29 protein-coding genes and 1 riboswitch are annotated in these 26,245 nt (G+C 56.7%); of the genes, 7 read left to right on the top strand and 22 right to left on the bottom strand.

Annotation, left to right across the window (positions count from 1 at the left end):
* Positions 1 to 57: 57 nt before the first annotated feature.
* The 14 genes from MFLA_RS00785 to MFLA_RS00720 all read right to left on the bottom strand — a co-directional run bounded on the left by MFLA_RS00785 (position 58) and on the right by MFLA_RS00720 (position 12,332).
* Positions 58 to 2,097, bottom strand: a complete 2,040-nt coding sequence (locus tag MFLA_RS00785; RefSeq protein WP_011478518.1) for a M3 family metallopeptidase — start codon at positions 2,095 to 2,097, stop codon at positions 58 to 60.
* A 9-nt stretch (positions 2,098 to 2,106) separates the two neighbouring features.
* Entirely contained in the window at positions 2,107 to 2,448 is a 342-nt protein-coding gene (locus tag MFLA_RS00780; protein ID WP_011478517.1) for a DUF4870 domain-containing protein, read from the bottom strand.
* Between the two features lie 46 nt (positions 2,449 to 2,494).
* A complete protein-coding gene (gene ptsP / locus MFLA_RS00775) occupies positions 2,495 to 4,234 on the bottom strand; it encodes a phosphoenolpyruvate--protein phosphotransferase (RefSeq protein WP_011478516.1) in 1,740 nt (579 codons plus the stop codon).
* Positions 4,235 to 4,277: 43 nt separating this feature from the next.
* The gene (locus MFLA_RS00770) at positions 4,278 to 4,547 is read right to left on the bottom strand and encodes an HPr family phosphocarrier protein (protein WP_011478515.1); all 270 of its coding nucleotides are present in this window, start codon (positions 4,545 to 4,547) and stop codon (positions 4,278 to 4,280) included.
* Positions 4,540 to 4,950, bottom strand: coding sequence for a PTS sugar transporter subunit IIA (locus MFLA_RS00765; RefSeq protein ID WP_011478514.1), 411 nt, complete (start codon positions 4,948 to 4,950; stop codon positions 4,540 to 4,542). The genes MFLA_RS00770 and MFLA_RS00765 overlap by 8 nt, the downstream gene beginning before the upstream one ends.
* Positions 4,951 to 4,996: 46 nt before the next feature.
* Positions 4,997 to 5,839, bottom strand: a complete 843-nt coding sequence (rapZ, locus tag MFLA_RS00760; protein WP_011478513.1) for an RNase adapter RapZ — start codon at positions 5,837 to 5,839, stop codon at positions 4,997 to 4,999.
* 3 nt (positions 5,840 to 5,842) lie between these two features.
* Complete coding sequence (gene hprK / locus MFLA_RS00755) at positions 5,843 to 6,802, bottom strand: HPr(Ser) kinase/phosphatase (RefSeq protein WP_011478512.1); 960 nt, start codon at positions 6,800 to 6,802, stop codon at positions 5,843 to 5,845.
* Between the two features lie 99 nt (positions 6,803 to 6,901).
* Positions 6,902 to 7,228: a ribosome hibernation-promoting factor, HPF/YfiA family gene (gene hpf / locus MFLA_RS00750; protein ID WP_011478511.1), complete on the bottom strand. Its 327-nt coding sequence runs from the start codon at positions 7,226 to 7,228 to the stop codon at positions 6,902 to 6,904.
* Between the two features lie 30 nt (positions 7,229 to 7,258).
* Positions 7,259 to 8,725, bottom strand: coding sequence for an RNA polymerase factor sigma-54 (locus tag MFLA_RS00745; RefSeq protein ID WP_011478510.1), 1,467 nt, complete (start codon positions 8,723 to 8,725; stop codon positions 7,259 to 7,261).
* A gap of 19 nt (positions 8,726 to 8,744) precedes the next feature.
* Entirely contained in the window at positions 8,745 to 9,467 is a 723-nt protein-coding gene (lptB, locus tag MFLA_RS00740; protein WP_011478509.1) for an LPS export ABC transporter ATP-binding protein, read from the bottom strand.
* An 83-nt stretch (positions 9,468 to 9,550) separates the two neighbouring features.
* Positions 9,551 to 10,081, bottom strand: coding sequence for a lipopolysaccharide transport periplasmic protein LptA (gene lptA / locus MFLA_RS00735; protein WP_011478508.1), 531 nt, complete (start codon positions 10,079 to 10,081; stop codon positions 9,551 to 9,553).
* A gap of 25 nt (positions 10,082 to 10,106) precedes the next feature.
* Positions 10,107 to 10,796 (bottom strand): LPS export ABC transporter periplasmic protein LptC, encoded by a 690-nt coding sequence (gene lptC, locus MFLA_RS00730; RefSeq protein WP_011478507.1) that lies wholly within the window; start codon positions 10,794 to 10,796, stop codon positions 10,107 to 10,109.
* Positions 10,797 to 10,805: 9 nt separating this feature from the next.
* Complete coding sequence (locus MFLA_RS00725) at positions 10,806 to 11,294, bottom strand: KdsC family phosphatase (RefSeq protein WP_195742038.1); 489 nt, start codon at positions 11,292 to 11,294, stop codon at positions 10,806 to 10,808.
* Positions 11,295 to 11,333: 39 nt separating this feature from the next.
* Positions 11,334 to 12,332, bottom strand: coding sequence for a KpsF/GutQ family sugar-phosphate isomerase (locus MFLA_RS00720; RefSeq protein ID WP_048811471.1), 999 nt, complete (start codon positions 12,330 to 12,332; stop codon positions 11,334 to 11,336).
* A 128-nt stretch (positions 12,333 to 12,460) separates the two neighbouring features.
* Between MFLA_RS00720 and MFLA_RS00715 the strand changes: the two genes are divergently transcribed.
* Complete coding sequence (locus MFLA_RS00715; RefSeq protein ID WP_011478504.1) at positions 12,461 to 13,546, top strand: NAD(P)/FAD-dependent oxidoreductase; 1,086 nt, start codon at positions 12,461 to 12,463, stop codon at positions 13,544 to 13,546.
* Between the two features lie 8 nt (positions 13,547 to 13,554).
* Here MFLA_RS00715 and MFLA_RS14235 read toward each other — a convergent pair whose 3' ends face one another.
* Entirely contained in the window at positions 13,555 to 13,770 is a 216-nt protein-coding gene (locus tag MFLA_RS14235) for a hypothetical protein (protein WP_195742037.1), read from the bottom strand.
* A gap of 20 nt (positions 13,771 to 13,790) precedes the next feature.
* Here MFLA_RS14235 and MFLA_RS00710 point away from each other — a divergent pair, with 20 nt between their 5' ends.
* The 4 genes from MFLA_RS00710 to ppk1 all read left to right on the top strand — a co-directional run bounded on the left by MFLA_RS00710 (position 13,791) and on the right by ppk1 (position 18,824).
* Positions 13,791 to 14,126, top strand: a complete 336-nt coding sequence (locus MFLA_RS00710; protein WP_011478503.1) for a hypothetical protein — start codon at positions 13,791 to 13,793, stop codon at positions 14,124 to 14,126.
* 117 nt (positions 14,127 to 14,243) lie between these two features.
* Complete coding sequence (locus MFLA_RS00705; protein ID WP_011478502.1) at positions 14,244 to 16,328, top strand: TonB-dependent receptor; 2,085 nt, start codon at positions 14,244 to 14,246, stop codon at positions 16,326 to 16,328.
* Positions 16,329 to 16,418: 90 nt separating this feature from the next.
* Entirely contained in the window at positions 16,419 to 16,691 is a 273-nt protein-coding gene (locus MFLA_RS00700; RefSeq protein ID WP_048811790.1) for an oxidative damage protection protein, read from the top strand.
* Between the two features lie 51 nt (positions 16,692 to 16,742).
* Positions 16,743 to 18,824: a polyphosphate kinase 1 gene (gene ppk1, locus MFLA_RS00695; protein ID WP_011478500.1), complete on the top strand. Its 2,082-nt coding sequence runs from the start codon at positions 16,743 to 16,745 to the stop codon at positions 18,822 to 18,824.
* 86 nt (positions 18,825 to 18,910) lie between these two features.
* Here the strand turns inward: ppk1 and ppx are convergent, their stop codons facing one another.
* From ppx to rpiA, 3 genes are all read right to left on the bottom strand, one after another.
* A complete protein-coding gene (ppx, locus tag MFLA_RS00690) occupies positions 18,911 to 20,410 on the bottom strand; it encodes an exopolyphosphatase (protein ID WP_011478499.1) in 1,500 nt (499 codons plus the stop codon).
* Positions 20,411 to 20,464: 54 nt separating this feature from the next.
* Positions 20,465 to 21,172 (bottom strand): phosphate signaling complex protein PhoU, encoded by a 708-nt coding sequence (gene phoU, locus MFLA_RS00685; RefSeq protein ID WP_011478498.1) that lies wholly within the window; start codon positions 21,170 to 21,172, stop codon positions 20,465 to 20,467.
* A 121-nt stretch (positions 21,173 to 21,293) separates the two neighbouring features.
* Positions 21,294 to 21,953, bottom strand: a complete 660-nt coding sequence (rpiA, locus tag MFLA_RS00680; protein ID WP_011478497.1) for a ribose-5-phosphate isomerase RpiA — start codon at positions 21,951 to 21,953, stop codon at positions 21,294 to 21,296.
* 173 nt (positions 21,954 to 22,126) lie between these two features.
* On the opposite strand from rpiA, the gene ilvA reads away from it, so the two are divergent.
* Positions 22,127 to 23,638 (top strand): threonine ammonia-lyase, biosynthetic, encoded by a 1,512-nt coding sequence (gene ilvA, locus MFLA_RS00675; protein WP_011478496.1) that lies wholly within the window; start codon positions 22,127 to 22,129, stop codon positions 23,636 to 23,638.
* Between the two features lie 61 nt (positions 23,639 to 23,699).
* Here ilvA and MFLA_RS00670 read toward each other — a convergent pair whose 3' ends face one another.
* Positions 23,700 to 24,143, bottom strand: coding sequence for a transcriptional repressor (locus MFLA_RS00670; protein WP_011478495.1), 444 nt, complete (start codon positions 24,141 to 24,143; stop codon positions 23,700 to 23,702).
* Between the two features lie 70 nt (positions 24,144 to 24,213).
* Complete coding sequence (locus tag MFLA_RS00665; RefSeq protein WP_011478494.1) at positions 24,214 to 24,672, bottom strand: EVE domain-containing protein; 459 nt, start codon at positions 24,670 to 24,672, stop codon at positions 24,214 to 24,216.
* 69 nt (positions 24,673 to 24,741) lie between these two features.
* Here MFLA_RS00665 and MFLA_RS14230 point away from each other — a divergent pair, with 69 nt between their 5' ends.
* Entirely contained in the window at positions 24,742 to 25,101 is a 360-nt protein-coding gene (locus MFLA_RS14230) for a DUF2237 family protein (RefSeq protein WP_011478493.1), read from the top strand.
* 278 nt (positions 25,102 to 25,379) lie between these two features.
* Here MFLA_RS14230 and MFLA_RS00655 read toward each other — a convergent pair whose 3' ends face one another.
* The gene (locus MFLA_RS00655; RefSeq protein ID WP_011478492.1) at positions 25,380 to 25,700 is read right to left on the bottom strand and encodes a cell division protein ZapA; all 321 of its coding nucleotides are present in this window, start codon (positions 25,698 to 25,700) and stop codon (positions 25,380 to 25,382) included.
* Entirely contained in the window at positions 25,697 to 25,897 is a 201-nt protein-coding gene (locus MFLA_RS00650) for a hypothetical protein (RefSeq protein ID WP_011478491.1), read from the bottom strand. The genes MFLA_RS00655 and MFLA_RS00650 overlap by 4 nt, the downstream gene beginning before the upstream one ends.
* Positions 25,898 to 26,014: 117 nt before the next feature.
* Positions 26,015 to 26,235, top strand: a riboswitch (cobalamin riboswitch).
* Positions 26,236 to 26,245 lie beyond the last annotated feature (10 nt).

The raw sequence follows: 26,245 nt of genomic DNA, 5'->3' as shown, positions 1-26,245 counted from the left end.
CGCACCTCCTGCATGCCACTATAAAAGCAGGACACGACCATCATGCCTGTATCGTGTTCAAGCCGTCATCCCGTTATGCCGTAGCAAGGCATCAATGCTCGGCGCCCTGCCCCGGAACGCGATGAACGATTCCAGCGCGGGGCGCGAGCCGCCCTGGGCGAGGATTTCGTTCCAGAAGCGCTTGCCGGTTTCCGCGGAAAGCACGCCGTTTTCCTCGAACATGCTGTAGGCATCTGCGGAGAGCACTTCCGCCCATTTGTAACTGTAATAGCCGGCCGCATAACCACCTGCGAAGATGTGCGAGAAATTGTTGGGGAAGCGGTTCCACTTGGGCGGACGCACCACGGCGACTTCGTCGCGGATGGCTTCGATGAGCTCAAGTGCTGTGGTGGTGTCGTATTCGCTGAAGTCGGAATGCAGACGCATGTCGAACAGGGAGAACTCGATCTGGCGTACGGTCTGCATGCCGGCCTGAAAATTCTTGGCAGCGACCATCTTGTCGAACAGTGCCTTGGGTAAATGCTCGCCGGTATCGACGTGCCTGGTCATGTGACGCAGCACGTCCCATTCCCAGCAGAAGTTTTCCATGAACTGGCTGGGCAGTTCCACAGCATCCCACTCCACGCCCTTGATGCCGGATACACCATAATCCTCGACGCGGGTCAGCATGTGGTGCAGGCCATGGCCGAACTCGTGAAACATGGTGATGACTTCGTCATGCGTGAACAGGGCGGGCTTGCCGCCGACCGGCGCGGAGAAATTGCAGGTAAGGTAAGCCACGGGAATTTCGACGCCGTGGTTCTTCCTGCGGCGGGTGATGGCTTCGTCCATCCAGGCGCCACCGCGCTTGTTGTTGCGCGCGTAGAGGTCGAGGTAAAACTGGCCCACTGGCTCCCCTGCCGGGGTAGTGATTTCGTAGAAACTGACGTCCTTGTGCCAGACTGGTGCTTCCTTCTTGCGCACCTGCAGGCCAAAGATGGTCTCGGTGACCTTGAACAGGCCCTGCAGCACTTGTTGCTCGGGAAAGTATTGCTTCACCTCCTGATCGGAGAACGCGTACTTTTCCTCGCGCAGTTTCTCGGAGGCATAGGCGATATCCCATGCCTGCAGCTCAGGCAGACCCAGCTTGTCAGCGGCATATTGGCTGAGCTCCTGCATGTCGCGCTCGGCGAAAGGCTTGGCGCGCTCAGCGAGGTTGTTGAGGAACTCTTCCACCTGGGCCGGGGTTTCTGCCATCTTGGTGGCAAGCGAGACTTCGGCATAGTTGCGATAGCCCAGCAGCAAGGCAGCTTCGTGGCGCAGAGTGAGGATATCGCGGATGATCTCGGTGTTGTCCCATTCCGGTTTGCCGAACTCGGAAGCGCGGGTGGCATAGGCGCGGTAGAGGGTTTCACGCAGTTCGCGATTGTCGGCATATTGCAACACCGGCATATAGGAGGGGAAGTGCAGGGTGAACTTCCAGCCGGTCTTCCCATCGGCCTTGGCGGCTTCAGCCGCAGCCTGCAAGGCATCTTGGGGGATGCCTTGCAGCTGGGCTTCGTCCTCGATGAACAAGGCATAGTCGTTGGTAGTGTCGAGCAGGTTTTCCTCGAACTTGGCGGCCAGGGTGGAAAGCTCTTCCTGGATCGCCTTGAAGCGGGCCTTCTTGTCTGCCGGCAACTCGGCGCCGCCGAGGCGGAAATCACGCAATTCGTTATCGACGATCTTGCGCTGGGCAGTGTTGAGCTGTTCATAGGCAGCGCTGGCCTTGATGGCGCGGAACTTGGCATACAGGCGCTCGTCCTGTGAGAGGTCTGCATAGAATGCAGTGAGCTTGGGCAGGTTTTGATTGTAGGCCTCGCGCAACTCCGGGCTGTTGACCACGGCATTGAGATGGCCGACTTGCGACCAGGCGCGCGAGATCTGCTCCTCGAAATCCTCCAGCGGACGCACGAAGTTTTCCCAAGTGGGCGGCGCAGGGTCTGTGACCAGGGTTTCTATCAGGGCCTTGCCCTTTTCCAGCAAGTGGTCCACCGCAGGGGTGACATGTTCAGCCTTGATTTGGTCGAACTGGGGCAAGCCGGAAAAATCCAGCAATGGGTTGTTGGCAATGCTCACGTGGAATCCTTAACTAATCAAACGCAATGTAAAAGGGTAGCGGTATTCCTGCCCCTGGCTAGCGGCAATGGCAGCCAGGACGCAGAGGATGAGGTTGGCAATCCAGAGAATGCCAGCCAGCAGGAAGCCGACAAGTATCACCATCAATATGGAGCTGATGGCGTACCCTATCAAGAGGGTGATCTGGAAATTCAGCGCCTCGCGGGCCTGCTCGGCGATGAATGGACTGCTGTCCTTCTTCAGCAGCCAGACGAAAAGTGCGGGAAACACGCTGAAGACCGTGCCCGCCAAATGAGTGACCACAGCGATGTTCTTTTCGTCCGCACTGGGTACCGGAATCAGGTTACTCATGGTGTAATCCCCTCGGAAATGAATGACCGGAACAATGATGGATACACTACTGATTGAGTTTTTCCAGCAAAGGTTCGATCTTGTCGATATCGTAAGTGTTCATGACTTTACGGGCCATGGCGACGATGGACTGCAATTCAGTCTGCAGCACCTGGCGCTTGATGGTCAGCAAGTGCGATGGATGCATGGAAAACTGGCGCAGTCCCAGGCCGAGCAGCAGCCGCGTGAAATGAAGCTCGCCCGCCATTTCGCCGCACACCGACACCGGCTTGCCCAGCTTGTTGCCAGCCTTGATCGTGATTTCGATCAGTTTGAGCACGGCAGGATGGGAAGGTTTGTAGAGATGCGACACCGCATCGTCCGTCCGGTCGATCGCCAATGAATACTGAATCAGGTCATTAGTGCCGATGGAAAGGAAATCCAGTTCGCGCGCGAATGCCTCGGCATTGATGGCCGCGGCAGGAATCTCGATCATGCCGCCCAGCATGATCCCGTCGTCGAACGGGATGTTTTGCTCGCGCAGGCTGTCCTTGGCACGCTCCAGCAAGCTGACCGTCTGCCTCAATTCCAATAACGACGACAACATGGGAATCAGAATCTTGATCTTGCCGTAATGCGAGGCGCGCAGGATGGCACGCAACTGGGTCAGGAAAATCTGCGGCTCGGATAAGCACAGACGGATAGCACGCAGGCCCAGCGCGGGATTGGTGCAGCTGCGTGCGGCATCCGGGTTCATCTGCTTGTCAGCGCCCAGATCAAGGGTGCGGATGGTCACCGGCATCCCTTTCATCATCTCCGCCACTGTGCGATAGGCGGCGAATTGTTCCTCCTCATCCGGCATCTCGCGCCGGTTCATGAACAGGAATTCAGTGCGGTAGAGGCCAATGCCGGTAGCCCCCACCGCCTTGGCCTTGGCAACGTCGGAAGGCACTTCAATGTTGGCATGCAGCTCGACCTCAACCCCGTCCAGGGTTACTGCCTTGGTCAGCTTGAGGCGCTTGAGCTTCTGTTGCTCGAGCTCCCACGCCTCCTGGCGCAGGCGATATTCGGCAAGGGTATCCTTGTCCGGGTTGACAATGACGATGCCGTGGTTGCCATCGACGATGATGAGTTCGCCGTCGCGGATCAGGTCACGCGCACGGTGCAGCGCCACAATGGAGGGAATGCCCAGGCTGCGGGCCAGGATGGCAGTATGCGAGGTCGCGCCGCCCACGTCCGTGATGAAAGCCGCAAACTGGTGATGCTTGAACTGGATGGCATCGGCCGGCGACACATCGTATGCCACGAGTATCTGCGCGCTTTCCTCCGGACGTACGGCCGCGCTGGGGTGGCCAAGCAGGGCCTTGATGATGCGCTCCACCACTTGCACCACATCCTGCTTGCGCTCGCGCAGATATTCATCCTCAATCAGTTCGAACTGCGCCACCAGCTCATGCATCTGCTGCTTCAATGCCCATTCGGCATTGCACAGCTCCTGTTCGATGATGGCCTTGGGCGCTTCCGACAAATGCTTGTCGGACAATATCATCAGATGCGTGTTGATGAAGGCTGCCAGCTCTGCAGGCGCATTGGCCGGCAATTGCTCGCGCACGGACTCGAGGTCGCGCCTGACATGGGCCAATGCCTGCTCGAAGCGGATGATTTCGGCTGCGACCGCTTTCCTGGGAATCTGGTGATGCACCACTTCGACCAGGGCATTGGCGACGAGATGGGCGCTGCCGATGGCGATGCCACCCGACACGCCGACGCCGTGCATGGAAAAACTGACCTTGCTGCTCTGCGCCATGGAAGATTATTCCTGAGGGGGGAAGGAAGGCATGGCGAAACCGTTATTCAGGTTCGCCAAAACGGTCGTTGATGAGCTTCACCAGGGCATCCATGGCAGCCTGTTCGTCGCTGCCGTTCGTTTCGAGCGTCACCTTGCTGCCCTTGCTCGCCGCGAGCATCATCACGCCCATGATGCTCTTGGCGTTGACGCGCCTGCCATTGCGTTCGATCCAGATTTCGCAGGCATATTGGCTGGCAGTCTGCGTGAGCTTGGTGGATGCGCGGGCATGCAGGCCCAGCTTATTGATGATTTCTATTTCTTGTTTAATCATGATGCTTACATGCGTCCTTGGAAAAATGCACCACGCCTTCGCGTCCGCCGCTGATGGACTTCTCGACCAGGGTCATGATGCCGTTGTCTTGCCGATAGGTGAGCGCCCGCACCAGCATAGGCAGGTTGACCCCGGCCACGCCTTCGACATGGCCGGGAATCAGCAGCCTTGTCACCAGGTTGCAGGGTGTGGCGCCGTAGATATCTGAAAGTATCAGCACTCCCTGCCCCTCGTCCAGTTCCCTGATCATTTGCTGGGCCTGCGGCAGTAATTCGCCCGGGTCGTCATGCGTACCAACCCCGAGCTGCCTCAGCAACGGCGGTCGCGAGCCCATGACGTGGCTTGCACAGTGAATCAGGCTTTCGCCCAGGGTGCCATGGGCAATGATGAGTATACCTATCATGCGTTGTATTCCATATCCTCGGCTGCGCTGCGGCTGGCTACGCGGCCTAGTTGGTCTCCAGTGATCGATGCCGCACCAGCACGCGGTATTCCTGGCGGCGGAAATGTGCCGCAAGACGTTCTGCAAGATAGACCGAGCGGTGCTGGCCGCCGGTGCAACCGATCGCCACGGTCAAGTAGCTGCGGTTGTCGGCAATGAAGTTGGGCAGCCAGCGCTCGATGAAACCGCGGATATCGTCATACATGTTCTGTACGCTGTCATGTGCCTCCAGGAACGCACACACGGGCTTGTCCTGTCCGGTCTGGGGCCGGAGCGCCGGATCATAGTAGGGGTTGGGCAGGCAGCGCACGTCAAACACATAATCTGCATCCAGCGGAATCCCATGCTTGAAACCAAACGAGGAGAAGAGCAGGATGAGTTCACCGTTTTTCTGCGTCACGAATTCCTTGACCCAATTGCGCAAGGCATTGGCGCTGAGACTGCTGGTATCGATGCGCAGCCCCAGATCAACCAGAGGCTCCAGCATGTGGCGTTCGTGACTGATGCTCTCCGCCAGAGTGCTGGTGTCACTGCTCAAGGGATGGCGCCGGCGCGTTTCGCTGTAGCGCTTGACCAGTGTCTCCACATTGGCCTCGAGAAAAAGCACCTGTACCTCGATGCCCTCATCCTTGAGCTTGCGGATGTTGCCTGGCAGCGCCTCGAGCGAGGCACTGCGTGTATCGATGCTGATTGCCACTCTTTGGTGATTGCCTTGGCTCAGATGTTCCGAAGCTTGAGGCAGCAGGGTGGCAGGCAGGTTGTCGATGCAATAGTAACCACTGTCTTCCAGCATCTTGAGCACGATGCTCTTGCCTGAACCCGAAAGACCGGTCACGATGACAAGCTGCATGCTCTATTCGGCCTGTGGTTTCGTTTTCCGGGAAGTGCGCGCCATCTCGCGATGCTGGCGCTGCAGGAACTGCTTGGTACCGTTGATGCCGCGCAACAGGAGCATATGGTTGCGCACGGCCACTTCGACCAGGACGGCGATATTACGGCCGGCAGCGACCGGGATCACGACCTTGGGGATTTTGACATCCAGGATTTTCTCATGCTGCGATTTGATGTTGAGCCGATCCAGCGGCACCATGGTATCCGCCATTTCCAGTTGCACGATCAGGTCGAGCGGCTTGGTCGGCTTGACGGCATTGTCGCCAAACAAGGCGCGGATATTGAGCACCCCCAATCCGCGCACTTCGAGGAAGTCTTGGAGCAACGGCGGGCAACGCCCTTCCAGCCTGTCCGGCGCGATACGATAGAAGTCGACGATATCATCCGCCACCAAGCGGTGTCCTCGCGAAATCAGCTCCAGTGCCAGCTCGCTCTTGCCAATGGCCGCGGTGCCCTTGATCATGAGGCCGAAACCCTGCACTTCCATGAACACGCCATGCAAGCTTTCCGATATCGCCACGGCTTGGGCAAGGTAATGGCTCAGCACATCCATGAGGCCGGGACTGCGTAAAGGTGAAGTGAACAAAGGCGTGCCGAACTCGTCGGAAGCCGCCACCAGTTCTTTCGGGGCTTCTTCGCCATTAGCGACGATGATGGCTGCCAGGTCAGCGGAAAACAGGTTCTTGATCGCCTGGAACAATTCGCGCGCCTTCAGGCTGCGCAGGTAGTCCATTTCCGCGCAACCCAAGACCTGTACACGGTTGGGATGCACGAAATTCAGGTGACCGACCAGCGCCAGAGATGGCTTGGTCACGGTTTCACTTGTCAGGGGATTGTCGCCACCCGCCAACCCTGCTACCCATTTCAGCTTGAGCTTGCGGCGCATATCCTTGTAAAGCTGGGTCACACTGATTTCAGCCATGTATGCTTAATACCTTGGGGGATGAACATGCAGAAGAAATTGCTGCAAGCGCGTCAAATCCTTGCTCGTAGCATAGCGCTTGCAGCATCTCACCGAAGGTTACTCAACCGGTTGGTGCTTGAGGCCACCTGATGCTTGGTTGTGGTTGCTGATCTTCTCCTTATGCTTCAACACTTGGCGGTCCAGCTTGTCAGCTAGCAAGTCAATCGCGCTGTACATGTTTTCTGCACCACATTCCGCATGCAGGTCGTTGCCAGGCACATGCAGGGTGGCTTCCGCCTTTTGCACCAGTTTTTCTACACTCAGGGTGACCTTGAGGTCAATCACATGATCAAAGTGATTACTGAGTCGAGCCAGTTTAGACTGCACATATTCGCGCAACGCTGGAGTAACCTCTAGATGATGTCCGGTCAGGTGCAAATTCATAACACTCTCCTTACTTGAAAAACGCGCAAATCAAAGCGACTTGCGCTGGTTGGCCGCGGGTATCTGTAGAGACTCGCGGTATTTCGCTATAGTTCTTCTTGCCACGACAATCCCTTGCTTGCTCAGGATATCGGTGATCTGATTGTCGGACAGCGGCTTCTTCGGGTTTTCCTCGCTCACCATCTGCTTGATCAACGCACGGATCGCCGTGGCGGAGCACGCTCCTCCCGACTCTGTCGCCACATGGCTGCCGAAGAAATACTTCAACTCGTAAACACCGCGCGGTGTGAGCATGTGCTTTCTTGTGGTCACGCGCGACACGGTCGATTCATGCAGGCCCAGCTCATCGGCAATCTCCCGAAGCACCAACGGGCGCATGGCCACTTCGCCGTGCTCGAAGAAATTACGCTGCCGGTCCACGATTGCCTGCGACACACGCAGGATAGTGGAGAAGCGCTGCTGGATATTCTTGATCATCCATTTCGCCTCCTGCATCTGACTCATGAGATATTGACTGGAGCTGTCACGATTCCGTTTCAGGATGCCGGCATAAAGCTGGTTGATACGCAGCTTGGGTACGACCTCATCATTCAGGCTGGCAACCCAGATCCCCTTGATCTTCTTCACCACGATTTCATGCTGGATGTAATGATCCGAAGTAATGTGGCTGAATTCGCCGCCTGGTCGCGGATTGAGCTGGGTCACCAGTTGCTGCACCGATTTCAGGACATCATCATCGCAATGCAGCAGTTTACGCAAGCGCGTGTAATCACGACTTGCCAGCAGGGGCAGATGCTGTTCGGCAACCTTGATCGCCAACTCCACAAAAGGTGTTTCTGCCGGCAAGGCACGCAGTTGCAATGTCAGGCATTCTGCCAGGTTGCGGGCGCCAATCCCCGGCGGATCCAGATTCTGGATATGCTTGAGTGCCGTTTCAAGCTCGAGCGGATCGATCTCCAGCTCTTCCGGCAAAAGCTCGGCCAGCTCTTCCAGGGACTGTTCCAGATACCCATCGTCATTGATCGCATCTACCAGTACCATCGCCAAGGTCTGATCACGTTCCGACAAAGGCAGCAGCTTGATCTGGCTCAGCAGGTGTTCACGCAGAGTGAGGTTGGCCGCTTCCTGAAAGCTGAAGTCGTTATCGTCTTCACTATTAGCGCCGCCTTCTTCCCAGCGGCTACCTCCTTGGAAAGACTCATAGTAATCATCCCCGCCGCCAAATTCGTCAATGCGTGGCAATTCCTCGCTCGCGGGCGCAGGCGCTTCGCTGGCAGGAGCAGAAACCGCAGCATCCGGGGCAGGACTGTAGCTTTCGGATATCTCGGCAGCACCGTCTGGACCGTCTATACGCTCCAGCAAGGGATTGGCCTGCAACAGTGACTCCAGCTCCTGGTTGAGTTCCTGCGAGGACAGCTGCAACAATTTGATTGACTGCTGCAGCTGCGGCGTCAATGCGAGATTTTGGGAAAATTTTAGCTGTAGACTTTGTTTCATCTCTCTAATTCTGCATGGACTACAGGCGGAAATCCTTGCCCAGGTAAACTTCTCTTACACTCTCGTTATGAATGATTTCACTGGGTTTCCCCGATGCGAATACGCGGCCTTCGTTCACGATATAGGCGCGGTCGCATATGCCCAATGTCTCACGCACATTATGGTCCGTGATCAAAACTCCGATGTTGCGCTCGGTCAGAAAACGTACGATCTTCTGGATATCCAGTACCGCGATCGGGTCAATCCCCGCAAACGGCTCGTCCAACAGTATAAAACTGGGATTGGTCGCCAGGCAGCGGGCGATTTCCACCCGGCGGCGCTCGCCTCCGGACAGGCTGACTGCCATACTGTTGCGTATATGGGTGATATGGAGCTCCTGCAACAAGGATTCAAGCTGCTCATTCTGCTGCTCAGCGGTCATTTCCTGCAACTCGAGGATGGCCTGGATATTCTCCGTCACCGTCATCTTGCGGAAAATGGACGGCTCCTGGGGCAGGTAGGCCAACCCCATGCGCGCGCGCTGGTGGATGGGCATCCGACTCAGGTCCTTGCCATTGAGCAGTATGCGTCCGCCATCCAGGGGCACCAATCCCACCATCATGTAGAAACTGGTTGTCTTGCCCGCGCCATTCGGTCCTAGCAGTCCAACCACCTCGCCACTGTTGAGCTGCAGGGAAATATCCTGCACGACGGTGCGCGATTTATATTGCTTGCGCAAGCTTTCTACGATTAATTCACTCATTTATGCGGTCGATACCATCTCTAATATAAAGCGCGGTCGCCTTGACCGGTAAACAGGCAGAAGGCTGCAAACAGCCGTCCGGCTCAGGGAGCCTCCGCCTCTGGTTTCTTCCTCGGCTGAATAATGGCGCGCACACGGCCAGTCGGAGTTGTCGCTTGTGATCCGCCGCTGATGACTTCCGCATATTCGGCGTTGGCGTCATACATGATGTAATCCCCATGCACGATATCATCGCCGCGCTTGACCCAGGCATTGGTAAACAACTGCACCTTGTCCATGCGTCCATCATACTCTATCCGCTGGCCGCCACCCTCCATGTATTCGTTCTTGCCGTCGCGCTTCTGCCTGAACGTCGTCGGATTGCCATAAGATGTGCTGTGCTGGAAGCCTTCCTTGTCCTCGCGCACGATCAGCTTGTCGCCGCGGATGACCAGGGTCCCCTGGGTCAGGATCACATTACCGGTGTAGGTACTGGTCTTCTTGGCATCGTTGACCTGCACGGCATCGGCCTCCAACTCAATCGGCTTGTCCCGGTCGGCCTTTTCCGCGAAGGCGGAAACTGACAGCATGCCAGCCAGTATGGCAAGCACTAATGAATAAGGCGGGTGGCGCATAGATTCTCCGCTGAAAAATATCGTTCTACTGGGTCTTGGTTGGCTGCTTGGCATTTTTACTATTACCGGATGTTTGCTTGCTGGTTCTGGAAGCCACAGGTTTGGCAGATGCCCTTGGCTTGCTGCTGGCCCGCTTGGCGGGAGGGCGCTCATAATGGCTACGCACCCGCTTATTAAGCTGTATGGTCTGGTTTTTCTTGTCATACACCATCCCGACTGCGCGCACCACGCTCTTAGGGCCCTGGGTAATCACGACAGGCTGATCGGTCGACGCAACCTCGCGATCCGGTTCCACCCGCAGATATTCCGTTGTCAGCGTCATTTCCGGGCGATCCCCGAATGCCGGCCGCACCACGCGCACATTGTCGCGGAATTCCACGACCGCCCCGTCACTGGAGACATAGCCGCGCTTACCTTCTATCGTCGTCGCAGGCCTGCCCACCCCAAACTGGGTGAAATGCGGGTTTTCCAGCTCGGTAGTATCGTCATCCGGGTAATGCCGCATCTCAGATGCCTTGAGGATATGGCTGATCGACCCCGTCGCATCCGTCTTCGTCGTGACGAAGTTATTCAGGATATAGTCCGGGTCGTGGCGGGTTGCCCCGTCGATGCGCGGCTCCGGAGGCTGCACCGTGCGGTCTATCCATAATGTAATCAAGGCCATCAGGCCGAGTACGGCAAGTGGAAACAGGATGGTATTGGTGCGCCCTTGCATTTATCGCATTTACTTCAAATATGGCGCCATTTGCGCGTCGAAGGTGCCTTGCGCCCGCATGAGCAGCTCACAGACTTCGCGCACAGCACCCAACCCGGCCTGGCGCTCGGTGGTGTAATGAGCATACTCCTTGACCAGCGGCATGGCATGCGGCACGGTCACCGCGAGCCCGGCACGGCGCATGGGAGGAATGTCGATCACATCATCCCCCATAAACAGACAGTCCTCGGCTGACACGCCCTGCTTCTCCAGCAAGTCGGTGAATGCCTCTAGCTTATCGTCTATACCCTGATAGATGATCTGTACACCTGTATTCTCGGCACGTTTCACCACCACATTGGACTTGCGGCCTGTGATATAGGCCATGCGGATGCCAGTATTCTTGAGCATCTTCATTCCCAAACCATCCTGGGAATGGAAAATCTTGTATTCCAGGCCGTCATCCCCCAGCATCAGCCCGCCATTGGTCAAAACGCCATCCACGTCAAATACTGCCATCTTGATGCGCCTTGCGCGCTCTTCTAAGGAAATCAACTTCTAAACCACCTTTGCCATGAGTAAGTCGTGCATATTGAGTGCGCCGACCAGATTACCCTGCTGGTCGACGACCAGCAGACTGCTTATAGAATATTGCTCCATCAAGGCCAAGGCATCGACGGCCAGCTGCCCGGGCAAAATGCTGCGGGGGTGCGCATGCATGACATCGGCCATGCGGGTCCCGTTGATGTCGATGCCTGCCTCGAACGCCCGGCGCAAGTCGCCATCCGTGAATATGCCCACAGGCTTGTCTGCGGCATCCAGCACCGCAGTCATGCCCAAGCCCTTGCGCGACATCTCCAGCAAGCCATCCTTAAGGCTGCTGCTGACCGACACGGCAGGAATATCGTCCCCACTACGCATGACGTCCTGTACATGCAGCAACAGCCGCCGGCCAATGGATCCGCCAGGATGAGCCAGGGCAAAATCCTCGCGCGAGAACCCGCGCTGATCCAGCAGGGTAACGGCCAACGCATCTCCCAGCGCCAGCGCCGCAGTCGTGCTTGCGGTGGGCGCAAGTCCCAGGGGACACGCCTCCTGTGACACATGGGCGTCGAGAAAAATATCCGCCGCCTTGGACAAGGTCGAATGGCGGTTGCCTGAAATACTGATGATAGGCGTCCCAATACGCTTCAATGGCGGCAACAGTGCCAGCAGTTCGTCCGCCTCTCCCGAATTGGATAGCGCAATCACCACGTCATCCCGTGTGATCATGCCCAGGTCGCCGTGGCTCGCCTCGGCGGGATGCATGAAAAATGCCGGTGTCCCGGTGCTGGCCAATGTAGCGGCAATCTTGTTGCCGATATGACCCGATTTGCCAATACCGGTCACGACAACTCGGCCCCGGCATTGTAAAATGAGCTCGACTGCGTTCACGAAGCTCTGATCGAGGCGCCCGGCCAATGCCTGCACTTCTCTCGCCTCGATGGCCAACACTTCGCGCGCAAGTTGCAGTAGCGTAGTGGCGCTATTGCTCGGCTTTAACTTGGAAATTCCCATATGTGCCAAGTATAAAAGGGAATGTTCCCTGAATAAAGGATATGCCGGTAAAGTCGGCATAATTTTTGCGTGATTACTCTATTCCATTCCTGCCATCTTCACATTACACAGCCCCGGAACCACGCCTCATGAGCCAGCATGTATTGATTGCGGGCGGCGGCATCGTCGGCTGCCTCACCGCCATGGAGCTGGTTTCTCGTGGCTGCAGGGTCACCATTGTCGAGCGCAACAACATCGCCAGCCAGACCTCGGGAGAGTCCTCGTGGGCGGGCACTGGCATCATGTTTCCATTGCTGCCGTGGATGTATTCAGACCATGTCAATACACTCACGCATTATGGCGCATCCCTATATCCGGACATCTGTGCACGCTTGTTCAAGGAAACCGGCATAGATCCGCAAATGCTCGATTCCGGCTTTCTGCTGTTGCCACCATTCGATCGCGAAGCCGCGCTGACGTGGTGTGCCCGCTACCAGGTCAAGGCGGAAGACACTAAGGCCGCAGGCTTCGGGGTGCAATCACCCAATGGACAAGATGCGCTCTGGCTGCCCGACGTCAAACAGGTGCGCCCTCCCTGCCTGATGCATGCCCTGCGTACATGGCTGGAAAACCACCATGTACGCTTACTGGAACGCACCGAGCTCATGCCGCTTTCCCCCGGCACATCCAGGCTTACCGCATGGGCCACTACGTCTGGCGAACTACTGGAAGCTGACCGCTTTATCGTCACTTCCGGCGCCTGGAGCTTCGAGCTGCTCAAAGAGGTGGCCAGCAAGCTGCAGATCAAGCCCATGCGCGGGCAGATCCTGCTCTACAAGCCTGAGCACAATCCTCGCGCCGTGATCTTCCGCGAGGATTTCTACCTGGTGCCGCGCCGAGACGGATACCTGCTGGCTGGCAGCACCCTTGAGGATGTCGGTTTCGACCCCTCCGTGACGGATACCGTCCGGGATGCAATCCGCGCCAAGGCAGCAGCCCTGATGCCGGAACTAGCAGACCTTCCCATCCTCAAGCACTGGAGCGGCTTAAGACCAGGAACTCCTGAAAACCTGCCCATCATCAGCCCACACCCAGGCATCGAGAACCTATATCTCAATACCGGGCACTTCCGCTATGGATTGACCATGGGGCCTGCGAGCGCCAGCCTGGCTGCAGCCTTGGTGTGCGGCGAGACACCCTGGACCGACCCTACGCCTTTTTCCCTACCGCAGTAGCCTCAACGCTAGGTTAAAGCCTGGCTCACCATGGAGAACGGCCATGCTGAGCTCCACTCTGGCCTGAAATGCATGCCACTGACGATGCATATACACAATTCGCGGAAGCGCTCTGGCACGTTGGAGGCCGGGATATTGCCGATCTCATCGCCGCCCCGCACGCCATTGCCGACATCAACCTGGTTAAACCGTACATGATGCGGGACCTTTCTTTTTTTCATCATTGACTGCTAGAATCGCAACCATGTTGCGCAAAATCCTGCTCGGTTATGTACTTTCGTTATTGCTGCTGCTCAGCCAGCAAAGCATAGCCGCGCACGATATCTGGCATCTGCACGACCAGCTGCTCAGCCATGCCAAGGATCAATCGTCGCAGGGCAATGTCTGCGAACAATGCCTGGGGCTAGGCAGCCTGGAAAGCTACATTCCCGCAACACCCCCCGCGTTCCTCCCCGTCTTCAGTCATACGGGCTGCATTGGCCCAGCCGCTATTGAATGCCGCAGTGAGCGCACGATGGCCTATAGCTCGCGCGCACCGCCCACCCTCTCCATCCAGTCTGATCAAGGCATACCCTCCTAATTTCTTCACTTTAGATTCATTACGGGATATGCCTGCCATTGCGCTTTCCCCATTCGGGAAAGTCATGGTCATGCTTTGGCATGACCTATTCATAGATTTAGATGCGAGACTTACAAGATGCACATCACCGGGAAGAAAGTCACCCATACCCTCACGCCGCCCGCACCAGTTACGCCAAAGCACATCCTGACGGCGATCACCATGGCCTTCAGCAGCACCCTGACTTCCATGCACGTACAGGCAGCGGGGGAAATCAACCTGCCCACTGTCTCTGTCACTGCGAATCCGCTGGGCGTCAGCTCCGACGATATGGTCGTGCCGGTATCCACCCTAAGCGGGCGTGAGCTTTCGCTGCAACGCGAAAGCACGTTAGGTGAAACCCTGAAATCCATTCCCGGCGTTTCCTCCACTTATTTCGGCCCTAACGCCTCGCGCCCCATCATCCGCGGGCTGGATGGGGAACGCGTACGCATGATGCAGAACGGCGTCGGCATCCTGGATGCCTCCAGCCTGAGCTTTGATCACGCAGTGCCGCTGGATCCGTTGGTGATCGAGCAGATCGATGTGGTGCGTGGCCCTGCCGCCCTGCTTTACGGCGGCAGCGCAGTGGGCGGCGTGGTGAACGCGATTGATCATCGCATTCCAAAAGAAGCGATCAACGGTGTCACTGGCCGCAGCGAAGTGCGGTTTGGCGGTGCGGAAAACCAGAAGAACGGTGCAGTCGTCGTCGATGCTGGCAATGGCGTGCTGACCGTGCATGCCGACGCCTACAAGCGCAAGACCGATGACCTCGACATCCCAGGCTATGCCATGTCCCGCCGCAAGAGCGAGCAGAGCGGAGAGGCGCGGGAACGCAAGGGCCGCCTCGTGAATAGCGGCTCAGATGCCGATGGCGGCGCAATTGGAGCCTCGATAGCGCTGGAAAACGGCTATGTCGGCATGTCCTATTCCACCTTCAACAACAAATATGGCACCGTCGCTGACCCAGATGTCCTCATTGACATGAAGAGCGACCGCTGGGACTTTGCCTCCGAACTACGCGACCTGGGCAGGATGATCAGCAAGGTCAAGGTGCGCATGGCTTATACCGATTACAAGCACCAGGAACTAGAGGATGGTGAAGTGGGTACCACCTTCAAGAACCGCGGCGTGGAGGGCTCGATCGAAGCCACCCATGGCAATATCGGCCCACTCAATGGCGTGGTCGGCATACAGTTCCACAACTCCCGGTTCCAGGCGATGGGGGAAGAAGCCTTCGTGCCGTCCAATCGCACCAATACGCGTGCGGTATACCTGTATGAAGAACTGCCGCTGGACGCGCTCAAGCTCACTTTTGGCGGACGTGTGGAACACGCCAAGATCGACTCCAGGGGCGGGGACGAGTTCGGCCCCAGCCAGTCCAAATCCTTCACGCCATACAGCTTTGCAGGCGGCGCGCTATTCAAGCTGGACGAGCAATGGTCCGTCACCGCCAACCTGTCGCACAACGAACGCGCGCCCAGCTATTTCGAGCTATACGCTGACGGCGAGCATGTCGCCACCGGTCAGTATGAAGTCGGCTCCAGCGATCTCGATAAGGAACGCTCAAACGGCATCGACGCCCAATTGCGCTGGAAGCGGCACCACCACGCCTTCCAGATTGGCGCCTATTACACCCGGTTTAACAACTTCATTGGGCTATTCAACAGCGGCGAGCTGGTGAACGAGGATGGCATTCCAGGGCAAGCCGACTCCGTGATTACCGAAGCCAGGTTTACCGGCGCGAAGGCGACATTCAGAGGCATTGAGGCCGAAGGCAAATTCCGCATCTACGACAAGACCGGATCGCTGGACCTGAATCTGCGTGGCGATTATGTGCGTGCCACCAACCGCGACACTGGCGATCCGCTGCCACGCATCTCGCCATTGAAGCTGGGCTTCGGGCTGGATTACCGCTTCAACCGATTCGGCTCCCGGCTGGATATCCTGCGCGCCTTCAAACAAGACCGCACCGATGAAAACGAGCTTGTCACGGATGGCTACACCTTGGTCAATGCCACCGTGACCTACAAGCTGCCGACCTCGCAGCATTTCCAGCTGGAAGCGTTTGCCAAGGCGTATAACCTGCTGGACCAGACCATACGCGACCACACCTCCATGCTCAAGGATATCGCACCCATGGGCGGCCGCTCGGTGCTCGTCGGCCTGCGCGGAGATTTCTAGCGACAGTCGGCAGGCTGCGGCGGTATCGCCGCCGTGGACAGCTTGCGCTATGATGTCGGTCTTGATTCACTTCACCCAAAGATCGACATCATGGCACGTACTGTTTTCTGCGTTAAACTGGGCCGCAATGCTGAAGGCCTGGACTTTCCCCCTTACCCCGGCGAGCTCGGCAAGCGCATCTACGAGCATGTTTCCAAGGAAGCCTGGGCTGGCTGGCTCAAGCAGCAGACCATGCTGGTCAATGAAAACCGCCTTAGCCTGGCAGATCCACAAGCACGCAAATACCTCGCGCAACAGACCGAAGCCTACTTCTTCGGCGACGGTGCAGACACTGCGTCAGGCTATGTTCCGCCCAATAGTTGAACCATTTTTCATGAAACTGTCATATCGCGGGCATACAGTGAAGGTTTTATCATGTTGCCCGTCAAATTGACTCCCGAGTATTTCATCAATCGCGAGCTAGGCATTCTCGCCTTCAACCGTCGCGTATTGGCCCAAGCTGAGGACGAACGCGTACCCCTGCTTGAACGCCTCAAGTTCCTCTGCATTTTCAGCAGCAATATGGATGAGTTCTTCGAGGTGCGCGTAGCAGGCCTCAAGAACCAGATCAAATACAACTCGCCGCATGTAGGCGCCGACGGCATGCTGCCCAAGCAGGCGCTCGCCAAGATCAGCAAGCTGGCGCATGAAATGGTGGATCACCAGTACAAGATCCTCAATGAAATCGTACTCCCACAGCTGGCAGCCCAGGAAATCCGCTTTATCCGCCGCGGTGACTGGAACGAGGTCCAGCGCGAGTGGATTGCTACTTACTTCTTCCGCGAGTTGATGCCCATTCTCACCCCGATCGGGCTGGATCCAGCACACCCGTTCCCTCGCGTACTGAACAAAAGCCTGAACTTTGCCGTCGAGCTGGAAGGCAAGGACGCCTTCGGGCGCAATTCGGGCGTCGCCATCGTGCAGGCGCCGCGCGCGCTGCCGCGCGTCATCCGCCTGCCGCGCGACATTGCCGGCTGCGACCATGGTTTCGTATTCCTGTCATCCATCCTGCACGCGCATGTTAACGAACTGTTCTCCGGCATGACGGTAAAAGGTTGCTACCAGTTCCGCGTCACGCGCGATAGCGAGTTGACCTTGGATGATGAAGAGACCAAGGACTTGCGCCTCGCCCTGCAAGGTGAGCTGACTCACCGTCAATACGGCGATGCCGTACGCCTGGAAGTAGCCGACAGCTGCCCGGCGGAAATGTCCGCCTTTTTACTGGGTCAATTTGGCCTGGGCCAGGACGACCTCTACCAGGTCAATGGTCTGGTCAACCTCGTTCGGCTGATGCAGATCCCGGACAGCGTGGACCGCCCGGACCTGAAGTATCCGCATTACACGCCCAGCCTGCCACGGGAGCTGGATAAGGACCAGGACATCTTCAAGGCCATCCGCAAGCAGGATATCCTGCTGCATCATCCATTCCAGTCGTTCAATCCGGTAGTAGAATTCATCAAGCAGGCTGCGGAGGATCCGCAAGTGTTGGCCATCAAGCAGACGTTCTACCGCACCAGCGCAGACTCCACACTGATGACATCCCTGATTGACGCCGCACAGCGCGGCAAGGAAGTCACCGTGGTGGTGGAGCTGTTGGCACGCTTTGATGAAGAAGCCAATATCAACTGGGCAGCCAAGCTGGAAAATGCCGGCGCTCACGTCGTGTATGGCGTGGTGGGGCACAAGACCCATGCCAAGATGGCCATGGTGGTGCGGCGCGATGAAGACAAGCTGCGGCGTTATGTGCATATTGCCACCGGCAACTACCACCAGCGTACCGCGCGCCTGTATACCGACTTCGGCCTGCTCACCTGCCAGGAAGAAATCAGCGAGGATGTGAATGACGTCTTCGCCCAGCTGACGGGCCTGGGCAAGGCTAGCAAGCTGCGCCATCTCTGGCAGTCGCCGTTCACCTTGCACCAGCGCACGGTCAAGGCAATCCAGAATGAAGCGGAAATTGCCAGGTCGGGCAAGAAGGCCCGCATCATTGCCAAGATGAATGCCCTACTCGATCCCGACGTGATCCGAGCCTTGTACGATGCCTCCTGCGCCGGCGTGCAAATCGACCTCATCGTGCGCGGCGTCTGCGCCCTCCGCCCAGGCATTCCGGGCATATCGGAGAATATCCGGGTGCGTTCCATCGTGGGACGATTTCTCGAGCACACGCGCATCTTCTATTTTTATGACGACGGCGCAGAACACATTTACCTGTCGAGCGCAGACTGGATGTATCGCAATTTCTTCCGCCGCATCGAAGTTTGCTTCCCGCTACTGGATGCCAAGGTAAAGAAGCGCGTGTTCAAGGAAGGCCTGGAACCCTATCTCAAGGATAACAGCAACGCCTGGGAAATGCAGTCCGATGGCCATTACGAACGCAAGGCCAGCCGCCGGGCCAGTTTTGCAGCACAGCAATTCCTGATGGCGGAGCATGGACAGGAAATATTGCCCGAGAGCTGAGCCAGGCCTCTGGACCAGATACCGAAAAGGCCGGAATTCCGGCCTTTTTCCTTTCTTTAACTAGCGCTTGATGAAAGTTTCGCCTCTCAGGAAACCAGCTCCAGACTCAGGCCGATCTCCTTCCAATAGGCCACCTCATTCAGCAACTCCGCCTCCGTCAACGGATTATCCTTCAGCCATGTGGAAGTAATATTGAGCCGGTAGCCAGACTTCAGAATAGACAGCGCTGGCTCAGGATAGTGGTCAGGCTGGCGATTGCGGTGGAATAGTACGGCCAGGCGCAGAATCAGGATCAGCAGCAAACGATCATGATGGCCGATCAGATTGGCTTCGAGCTTGGCGAGCGAGCGGCGGTGCGCCTTGACCAGCAGGCCCAACGTTTCCTGCTCCATATTGGAAAAGCCCGGCATATCGGCATTCTCGACGATATAGGCGGAATGCTTGTGATAACCCGCATGGGCGATGGAGACCCCGATCTCATGCAGGTGCGCCGCCCAAGTCAGGTATTGTGCAGCCGTTTCCTCATCCCATTGCTGCAACTGATCGGCGCACTGTGCCAGCAGGCGCAATGCCATCTCCCGCACACGCGCAGCCTGGTCAGGCTCGACATGATAACGCCGCATGAAGCTTGAAACCGTGACTTCGCGGGTATCTTGGTCATGCAAGCGGCCTAGCAGCTCATACAGTACGCCTTCGCGCAACGCGCTGTTCGCCGTCGTCATGCGCTCGATCTTGAGAGCATCGAATGCGGCCATCATGATGGCCAACCCGCCCGGCAATACCGCCGCCCGGTCAGCGCTCAGGCCCGGTAAGTCAATTCTCTTGATCTCCTTGGCCTTGAGCAATTGTTCGTGCAGAAATGCCAGTCCTTCCCTGGTGATCTCTCCTTCGCCCAATCCGCTCAGGCGAATGATCTCGCCCAGAGCCTTGGCGGTGCCCGATGACCCGACCGCCTCATCCCAACCTTCGGCAACGAAATGCTTGCGTATACTCTGGATTTCGGCGGCAGCAGCAATCCGCGCACGCTCGAATGCGTTCTCGGTGAGCTTGCCATCGGGAAAATAGCGCAGGCTGTAGCTGACGCAGCCCATGTACAGGCTTTCCATTTCCATCGGCTCAATACCACGCCCGATGATGAATTCGGTCGAACCGCCGCCAATATCGATCACCAGACGTTTATGCATGGCGGGCGGCAGGCTGTGACTGACGCCGACAAAAATCATGCGCGCCTCTTCACGTCCGGCAATGATTTCGATCGGGAAGCCGAGCGCAGCCTGTGCTTCCTCCATCAGGTTGGGCGCATTGCGTGCCACACGGAAAGTGTTGGTGGCCACTGCACGCACGGCTTGCGGAGGCAAGCCACGCAATCGTTCTCCAAACCGCTTCAGGCAATCGATCGCACGTTGCTGCGCATCCGCGCTGAGGTTGTTATTGTTATCCAGACCGGCGCCTAGACGCACGGCTTCGCGGAGGGAGTCATGAAAAATGAGGTGACCGTCTGCAACTCTTGCGAGTTGCAGACGGAAGCTATTGGACCCCAGATCGACTGCCGCGATCTCAGGAAAATCCGATTTTTTGTTAGGCAAGTTCGACCTTCTAGTAAAACGGTAAACCGCGTGCCGCCACCGCGGCAGTTGACGTCAGGGCTCCTGGGCTTCGCGCTCCATCTCCTGAACCGTGGTGTGGCGTACGTCCTTACCTTTTACCATGTAGATGACGTATTCGGCAATATTCTTGGCGTGGTCACCGATGCGCTCGATGGCCTTGGCAACGAACAGGACTTCCAGTGACATGGAAATGGTGCGTGGATCCTCCAGCATGAAAGTGATCAGCTGGCGCATGGCAGCACGGAACTGCTCGTCCACTTGCTCGTCCTGACGCGCCACATCGACAGTCTTGGTCACGTCCAGGCGAGCAAAAGCATCCAGCGAGGTGCGCAGCATTTCGCGCACATGGCCGACCATGGTCTTGATCTCATTGAAACGCGGCGTATACAGACGGCCTGACTCGGAAACCTTCTGTGCCACGCGAGCGATCTTGGTCGCCTCGTCGCCGATCCGCTCCAGATCTGTAATGGTTTTGACCACCATCATGATCATGCGCAGGTCGCCCGCGGCAGGCTGGCGACGTGCAATGATATGGCTGCAGTCCTCGTCCACCTGCACTTCGAGCGCATTCACCTTATGGTCGTTCGCGATCACCTTGTCTGCCAACGTCAGGTTGACCGTCACCAGGGCTTCCAGCGCATTGACGATTTGCTGCTCGACCAAACCACCCATTTCGAGCACTTTTGCACGGACTGATTCCAGCTCGGCATCGTATTGCTTGTAGGTATGTTCAAATTGCATCACGCGATCCCTTCCGTGGTCCAAACTGGCCAGACTGCGCTACTTCCGGCCAGTGTTTTAAGTCAACGTTGTAGTCTAATTGCCGATTATGACAATTTCATGTTGAGATGGTGCGCATCGCCTACCTGGCCGTCAATGTCTTGACACCGTCGGCGGTTGCCAGCAGCAGGACATTGGCTGGACGGGAAGCGAACAGGCCGTTGGTCACCACGCCGACGATTTCATTGATCCTGGACTCGAGCGCCACCGGATCCGTAATGGTCAGGCCGTGCACATCCAGGATCACGTTACCGTTGTCAGTGGTGAAGTCACGCAACTTGGGCTGGCCGCCCAATTTGACCAACTCGCGCGCAACATATTCGCGTGCCATCGGAATGACCTCTACGGGCAGCGGGAACTTACCAAGCACCGGCACCAGCTTGGTCTGGTCGCAGATGCAGATGAAATCCTTGGCACAGGCCGCTACGATCTTTTCACGGGTCAATGCTCCGCCGCCGCCCTTGAGCATATGCAGCTTCTCGGTGATCTCATCTGCACCATCCACATAGATTTCCATGCCGTCAACATCATTGAGGTCGAATACTTTGATACCATGGCCGCGTAGGCGTTGCGCCGTTGCTTCGGAACTGGCGACAGCACCATCGATGCGATCTTTGACCTTGGCAAGCTCATCAATGAAGAAATTGGCTGTGGAGCCCGTTCCCACACCGATGATGCCGCCCTTTACATACTCAATGGCCGCCTTGGCGACCTGTTGCTTCAATTCGTCTTGTGTAGCCATTTATTCAACCTTTTGCTTATTTTTGACCAAATCAGGGCATTGCAAACGCTGTATGAGCCAGCGCGACATTTTGCAGACCCCGTGTTTTCTTTATAATTCAGATTCTTTGTGAATCAGACCCCTCAATCATACACTGCCGTACTATCCCGTGCAGCCTTGGACAGCGTCCCCCAATGAAAATCGACTACCTGCAGAAAATCAAATCCGCCCGCGTCTACGACGTGGCAAGCAAGACCCCGCTGGACCTGCTTCCCAACCTTTCCCGACGCATTCACAACCAGGTGCTGCTCAAACGCGAGGATATGCAGCCTGTATTTTCATTCAAGCTTCGCGGTGCTTACAACAAGATGGCGCAGCTTTCCGCCGAGGCACTGTCGCGCGGGGTCATTACCGCATCCGCCGGCAATCATGCACAGGGTGTAGCCCTGGCCGCCAAGAACGCAGGCTGTCGCGCAGTCATCGTCATGCCCGTCACCACCCCTGACATCAAGGTGGATGCGGTACGTCACCGCGGCGCTGAGGTAGTGTTGGCTGGAGAGTCCTACACGGACTCCTATAACCACGCCATGAAGCTCATGGAAGAGCAGCAACTTACCTTTGTTCATCCGTTCGACGATCCCGACGTGATCGCGGGACAAGGCACCGTGGCAATGGAAATACTGCAGGACAACCCCGGCCCAATCGAGGCAATTTTCTGCCCTGTCGGCGGCGGCGGCTTGATCGCGGGCGTGGCCGCCTACATCAAGGCAGTACGTCCGGAGATCAAGGTCATCGGTGTCGAGGTCAATGATGCCAACGCGATGACGGTTTCGCTGCAACAGGGCGCGCGCGTCACCTTGGACCAGGTCGGCCTGTTTGCAGACGGCAAGGCCGTCAAATTGGTCGGAGAAGAGACTTTCCGCCTGTGCCAACAATACGTCGACGAGATGATCCTGGTCGACAACGACGCCATCTGCGCAGCTATCAAGGATGTCTTCGAGGATACGCGCGCCATCCTCGAGCCGACGGGCGCGCTCTCCCTGGCTGGACTCAAGGCCTATGCCCAGCAGCACAATCTGCAAGGCAAAACCCTGATAGCGGTCGCCTCGGGCGCCAACATGAGCTTCGACCGCCTGCGCTTTGTCGCCGAGCGCGCAGAAATTGGCGAAAAGCGCGAAGCTGTGCTGGCCGTGACCATCCCGGAAACCCCGGGCTCATTCAAGAAGTTCTGCCGGCTGATCGGCCACCGCAACATTACCGAGTTCAATTACCGCTATGCTGACGCCACGGCCGCACATATCTACGTCGGGATCGCCATCCAGGACCCCAGTGAATCCGGCAAGCTAGTCACCCGGCTGCAGGAGCACGGACTGCCGGCGTTGGACCTGAGTGAGAATGAAGTAGCAAAGCTGCACCTGCGCCACCTGGTTGGCGGCCATGCGCCGCAGGCAAAGCACGAGCAGGTCTACCGCTTCGAATTCCCGGAAAAACCCGGTGCATTGATGAATTTTCTCGACAATATGCGGCATGACTGGAACATCAGCCTGTTTCATTATCGTAACCATGGTGCGGATTTCGGCAGGGTCCTGGTCGGCATGCAGGTACCGCCTGGGGAAGAGCAGGAGTTTACCGATTTCCTGCAGAATCTGGGCTATCCGTACTGGGACGAAAGCAACAACCCGGCTTATAAGCTATTCCTCGGCTAAATCCCGCACCCAACAAAAAGCCCGCCAGGTTGGCGGGCTTTTTGTTGCTCGTAGCGCTGTATCAGGCTTTCTCAGCCAAGGGAACACCATACGCGGTAATGTCATAATCGGTGAGCTCGTAGCCCAGCTCGCGCACAATCACCTTGAGACGTTCTTCAATGCCGAGGTCGTAGAATTCACGCACCTCGCCAGTGCTGGTACTTACAAGGTGACCATGATGTTCTTCACCGTCATTCAGCTCATAGACGGCCTTGTTGTTGCCCAACTGGCTTTTCTTCAACAGCCCGGTCTGCTCGAACTGCGCCAGTACACGGTACACCGTCGCCAGGCCGAACTCGGAATGCTCGGTGATCAGGATTCGATAGACATCTTCCGCCGCCAGATGGCGCTGCTCGCTGTTACGAAAGATATCCAACACCTTGAGACGTGGCAACGTGATTTTCAGGCCACTATTCCTCAAATCCTGATGCGGATCCACCAATCCGTCTTCTTTCTTCGTCCCCACTACTCATCTCCTTAATCAATTGAATCCTGACGCCGCAATAGCATATCATGCATTGGGGTGATGCCAAGCATCAGGCAAGCAGTTTCATGATGAACTCCCAATCCCTGGGGTCCACCGGCGTAATCGAGAGCCGGTTGCCGCGCTGCAGGATGCGCAGGTTCTGTAGCTCTGGCGTTGCGCGCAGCTCTTTCAGGCTCAACAGGCGAGTTTTCCTCACGAGTTTGACATCCACATTAAACCAGCGCGGATTCTCAGGCGTCGCCTTAGGGTCATAATATTTATGACCCTCGATAAACTGGAAGCGATCTGGGTAAGCCTGTTTGCTGACTTCGGCAATCCCTACGATGCCTGGCTCAGCACAATTTGAATGATAAAACAGCACGCCATCACCCACTTTCATCTGGTCGCGCATGAAGTTGCGCGCCTGGTAATTGCGCACACCATACCAATCCACAGTTTGATTGGGAAAGGAAGCCAGGTCATCAATCGACACATCGGAAGGCTCGGATTTCATCAACCAATAACGCATGAAATTCTCAAATCAACACAGATTCCGTATCATAACCCGAGTCGCATTCAAATATTCAGAGTCCTCAGCATGGTCCGCAATGTCCTCGGCACTAGATTACTACCCTGCAGCACAGACCCCGTCACCGGCTTCACCCGCAGCGGCAGCTGTGAAACCGGGCCAGAAGATGTTGGCAGTCATACCGTGTGCGCTATGATGACCGAGGAATTCCTCGCGTTCTCGCTCTCCAGGGGCAACGATCTCAGCACACCACGACCGGAATACGGATTCCCTGGGCTGGCCCCAGGCGACCGCTGGTGCCTTTGCGCATCCCGATGGCACGAAGCCGCCGAAGCGGGCTACGCTCCGCCCGTGGTACTGGAATCCACCCACGAACGTGCTCTGGATATCGTCAGCCTTGCAGACCTCGAGTACCATGCCTTGAGATAGGCATGAGCGCTGCTCATGAGGCCCAACAACTGAATGGGAGTTCCCCGCAAATGCCATCCGGACCGGCATCCTGAACCTGTACGGTTCAAGTGGTAACGACCTAAAGCTACGTTAGGTACACCCGCATCGGGGCGCGCACACTGTTACTTAACAGACCGAAACCAAAGCCAAATTTATGGTTCAAGGAATCTATGGCCCGAACAGCACCGCAGGGAACAAAGGGAAGAAGCCGGGATCGCCCGGCCCCTGAAAACTTGTGACAGCTGCGCTGTCTGACATCAATCAACGCGATCGAATAACGGGTTCTGATCATCGCCAACGACAGCATCAATCTGTTCCTGCATTAAAGTGATTCTACGCTTGAAATCACCAATGTCAAAACCACCGGCATCAGTAGTCAATAACTCATGCGTGATATTGAGCGCCGCCATGATGGCAATCTTCTCGGCACCGACCACCTTGCCGGTATCGCGGATTTCGCGCATTTTCTTATCGAGATAATCGACCGAGCGCAACAAGGCCTCGCGCTCATCGTCAGTACACGCGATCGTCAGCTCGCGCCCCATGATGCTGACATCGACGCCACGCACGCTGCTCATACGGTTCCCTCCGGAAGACGTTCGATCAAGGCTTGCAGCCTCTGGCTCGCAAGCTCCATGTTTTCCTTCAACTGCTTGCTGTCATCCTGGCAGCGTACAAGCTCTTGACGAAGCTCAAGATTTTCAGCCCGCAACAATTGGCATAAAGATATCAGCTGCGTGAGCTTTTCTTCCAACATGATCAAATCGGCATTCATGGCGCCACTATAATTGCAAAATCAGCCCATGGTCAACTGGAGTCGGGAATTTATAGCATGATTACAATATGTTATATCAATAACTTATTTCACCGTATAAAGTACAGATCAATTATAATAGCGACCAAGTTTTGAGGTGTCCTTGGCCTGTTCATGGCGCAAGGGTGAAACTGGGAAACAGGTGCGTGAGATCCAATGCGATCCACAATGCCTGTGCTGCCCCCGCAACGGTAAGCAAGCCGATATGCCAACATGCCACTGTGAAAGACCTTCATGGGAAGGCGGCATATTCTTAAATCTTGCAAGCCCGGAGACCGGCCTGAAAACGATCAAGGAAGTGCTGCGGGG

Source organism: Methylobacillus flagellatus KT, assembly GCF_000013705.1.
GTDB lineage: Bacteria > Pseudomonadota > Gammaproteobacteria > Burkholderiales > Methylophilaceae > Methylobacillus > Methylobacillus flagellatus.
Note: the sequence above shows the minus strand (reverse complement) of the source record. Positions and strands in the feature narration are given on the sequence as shown.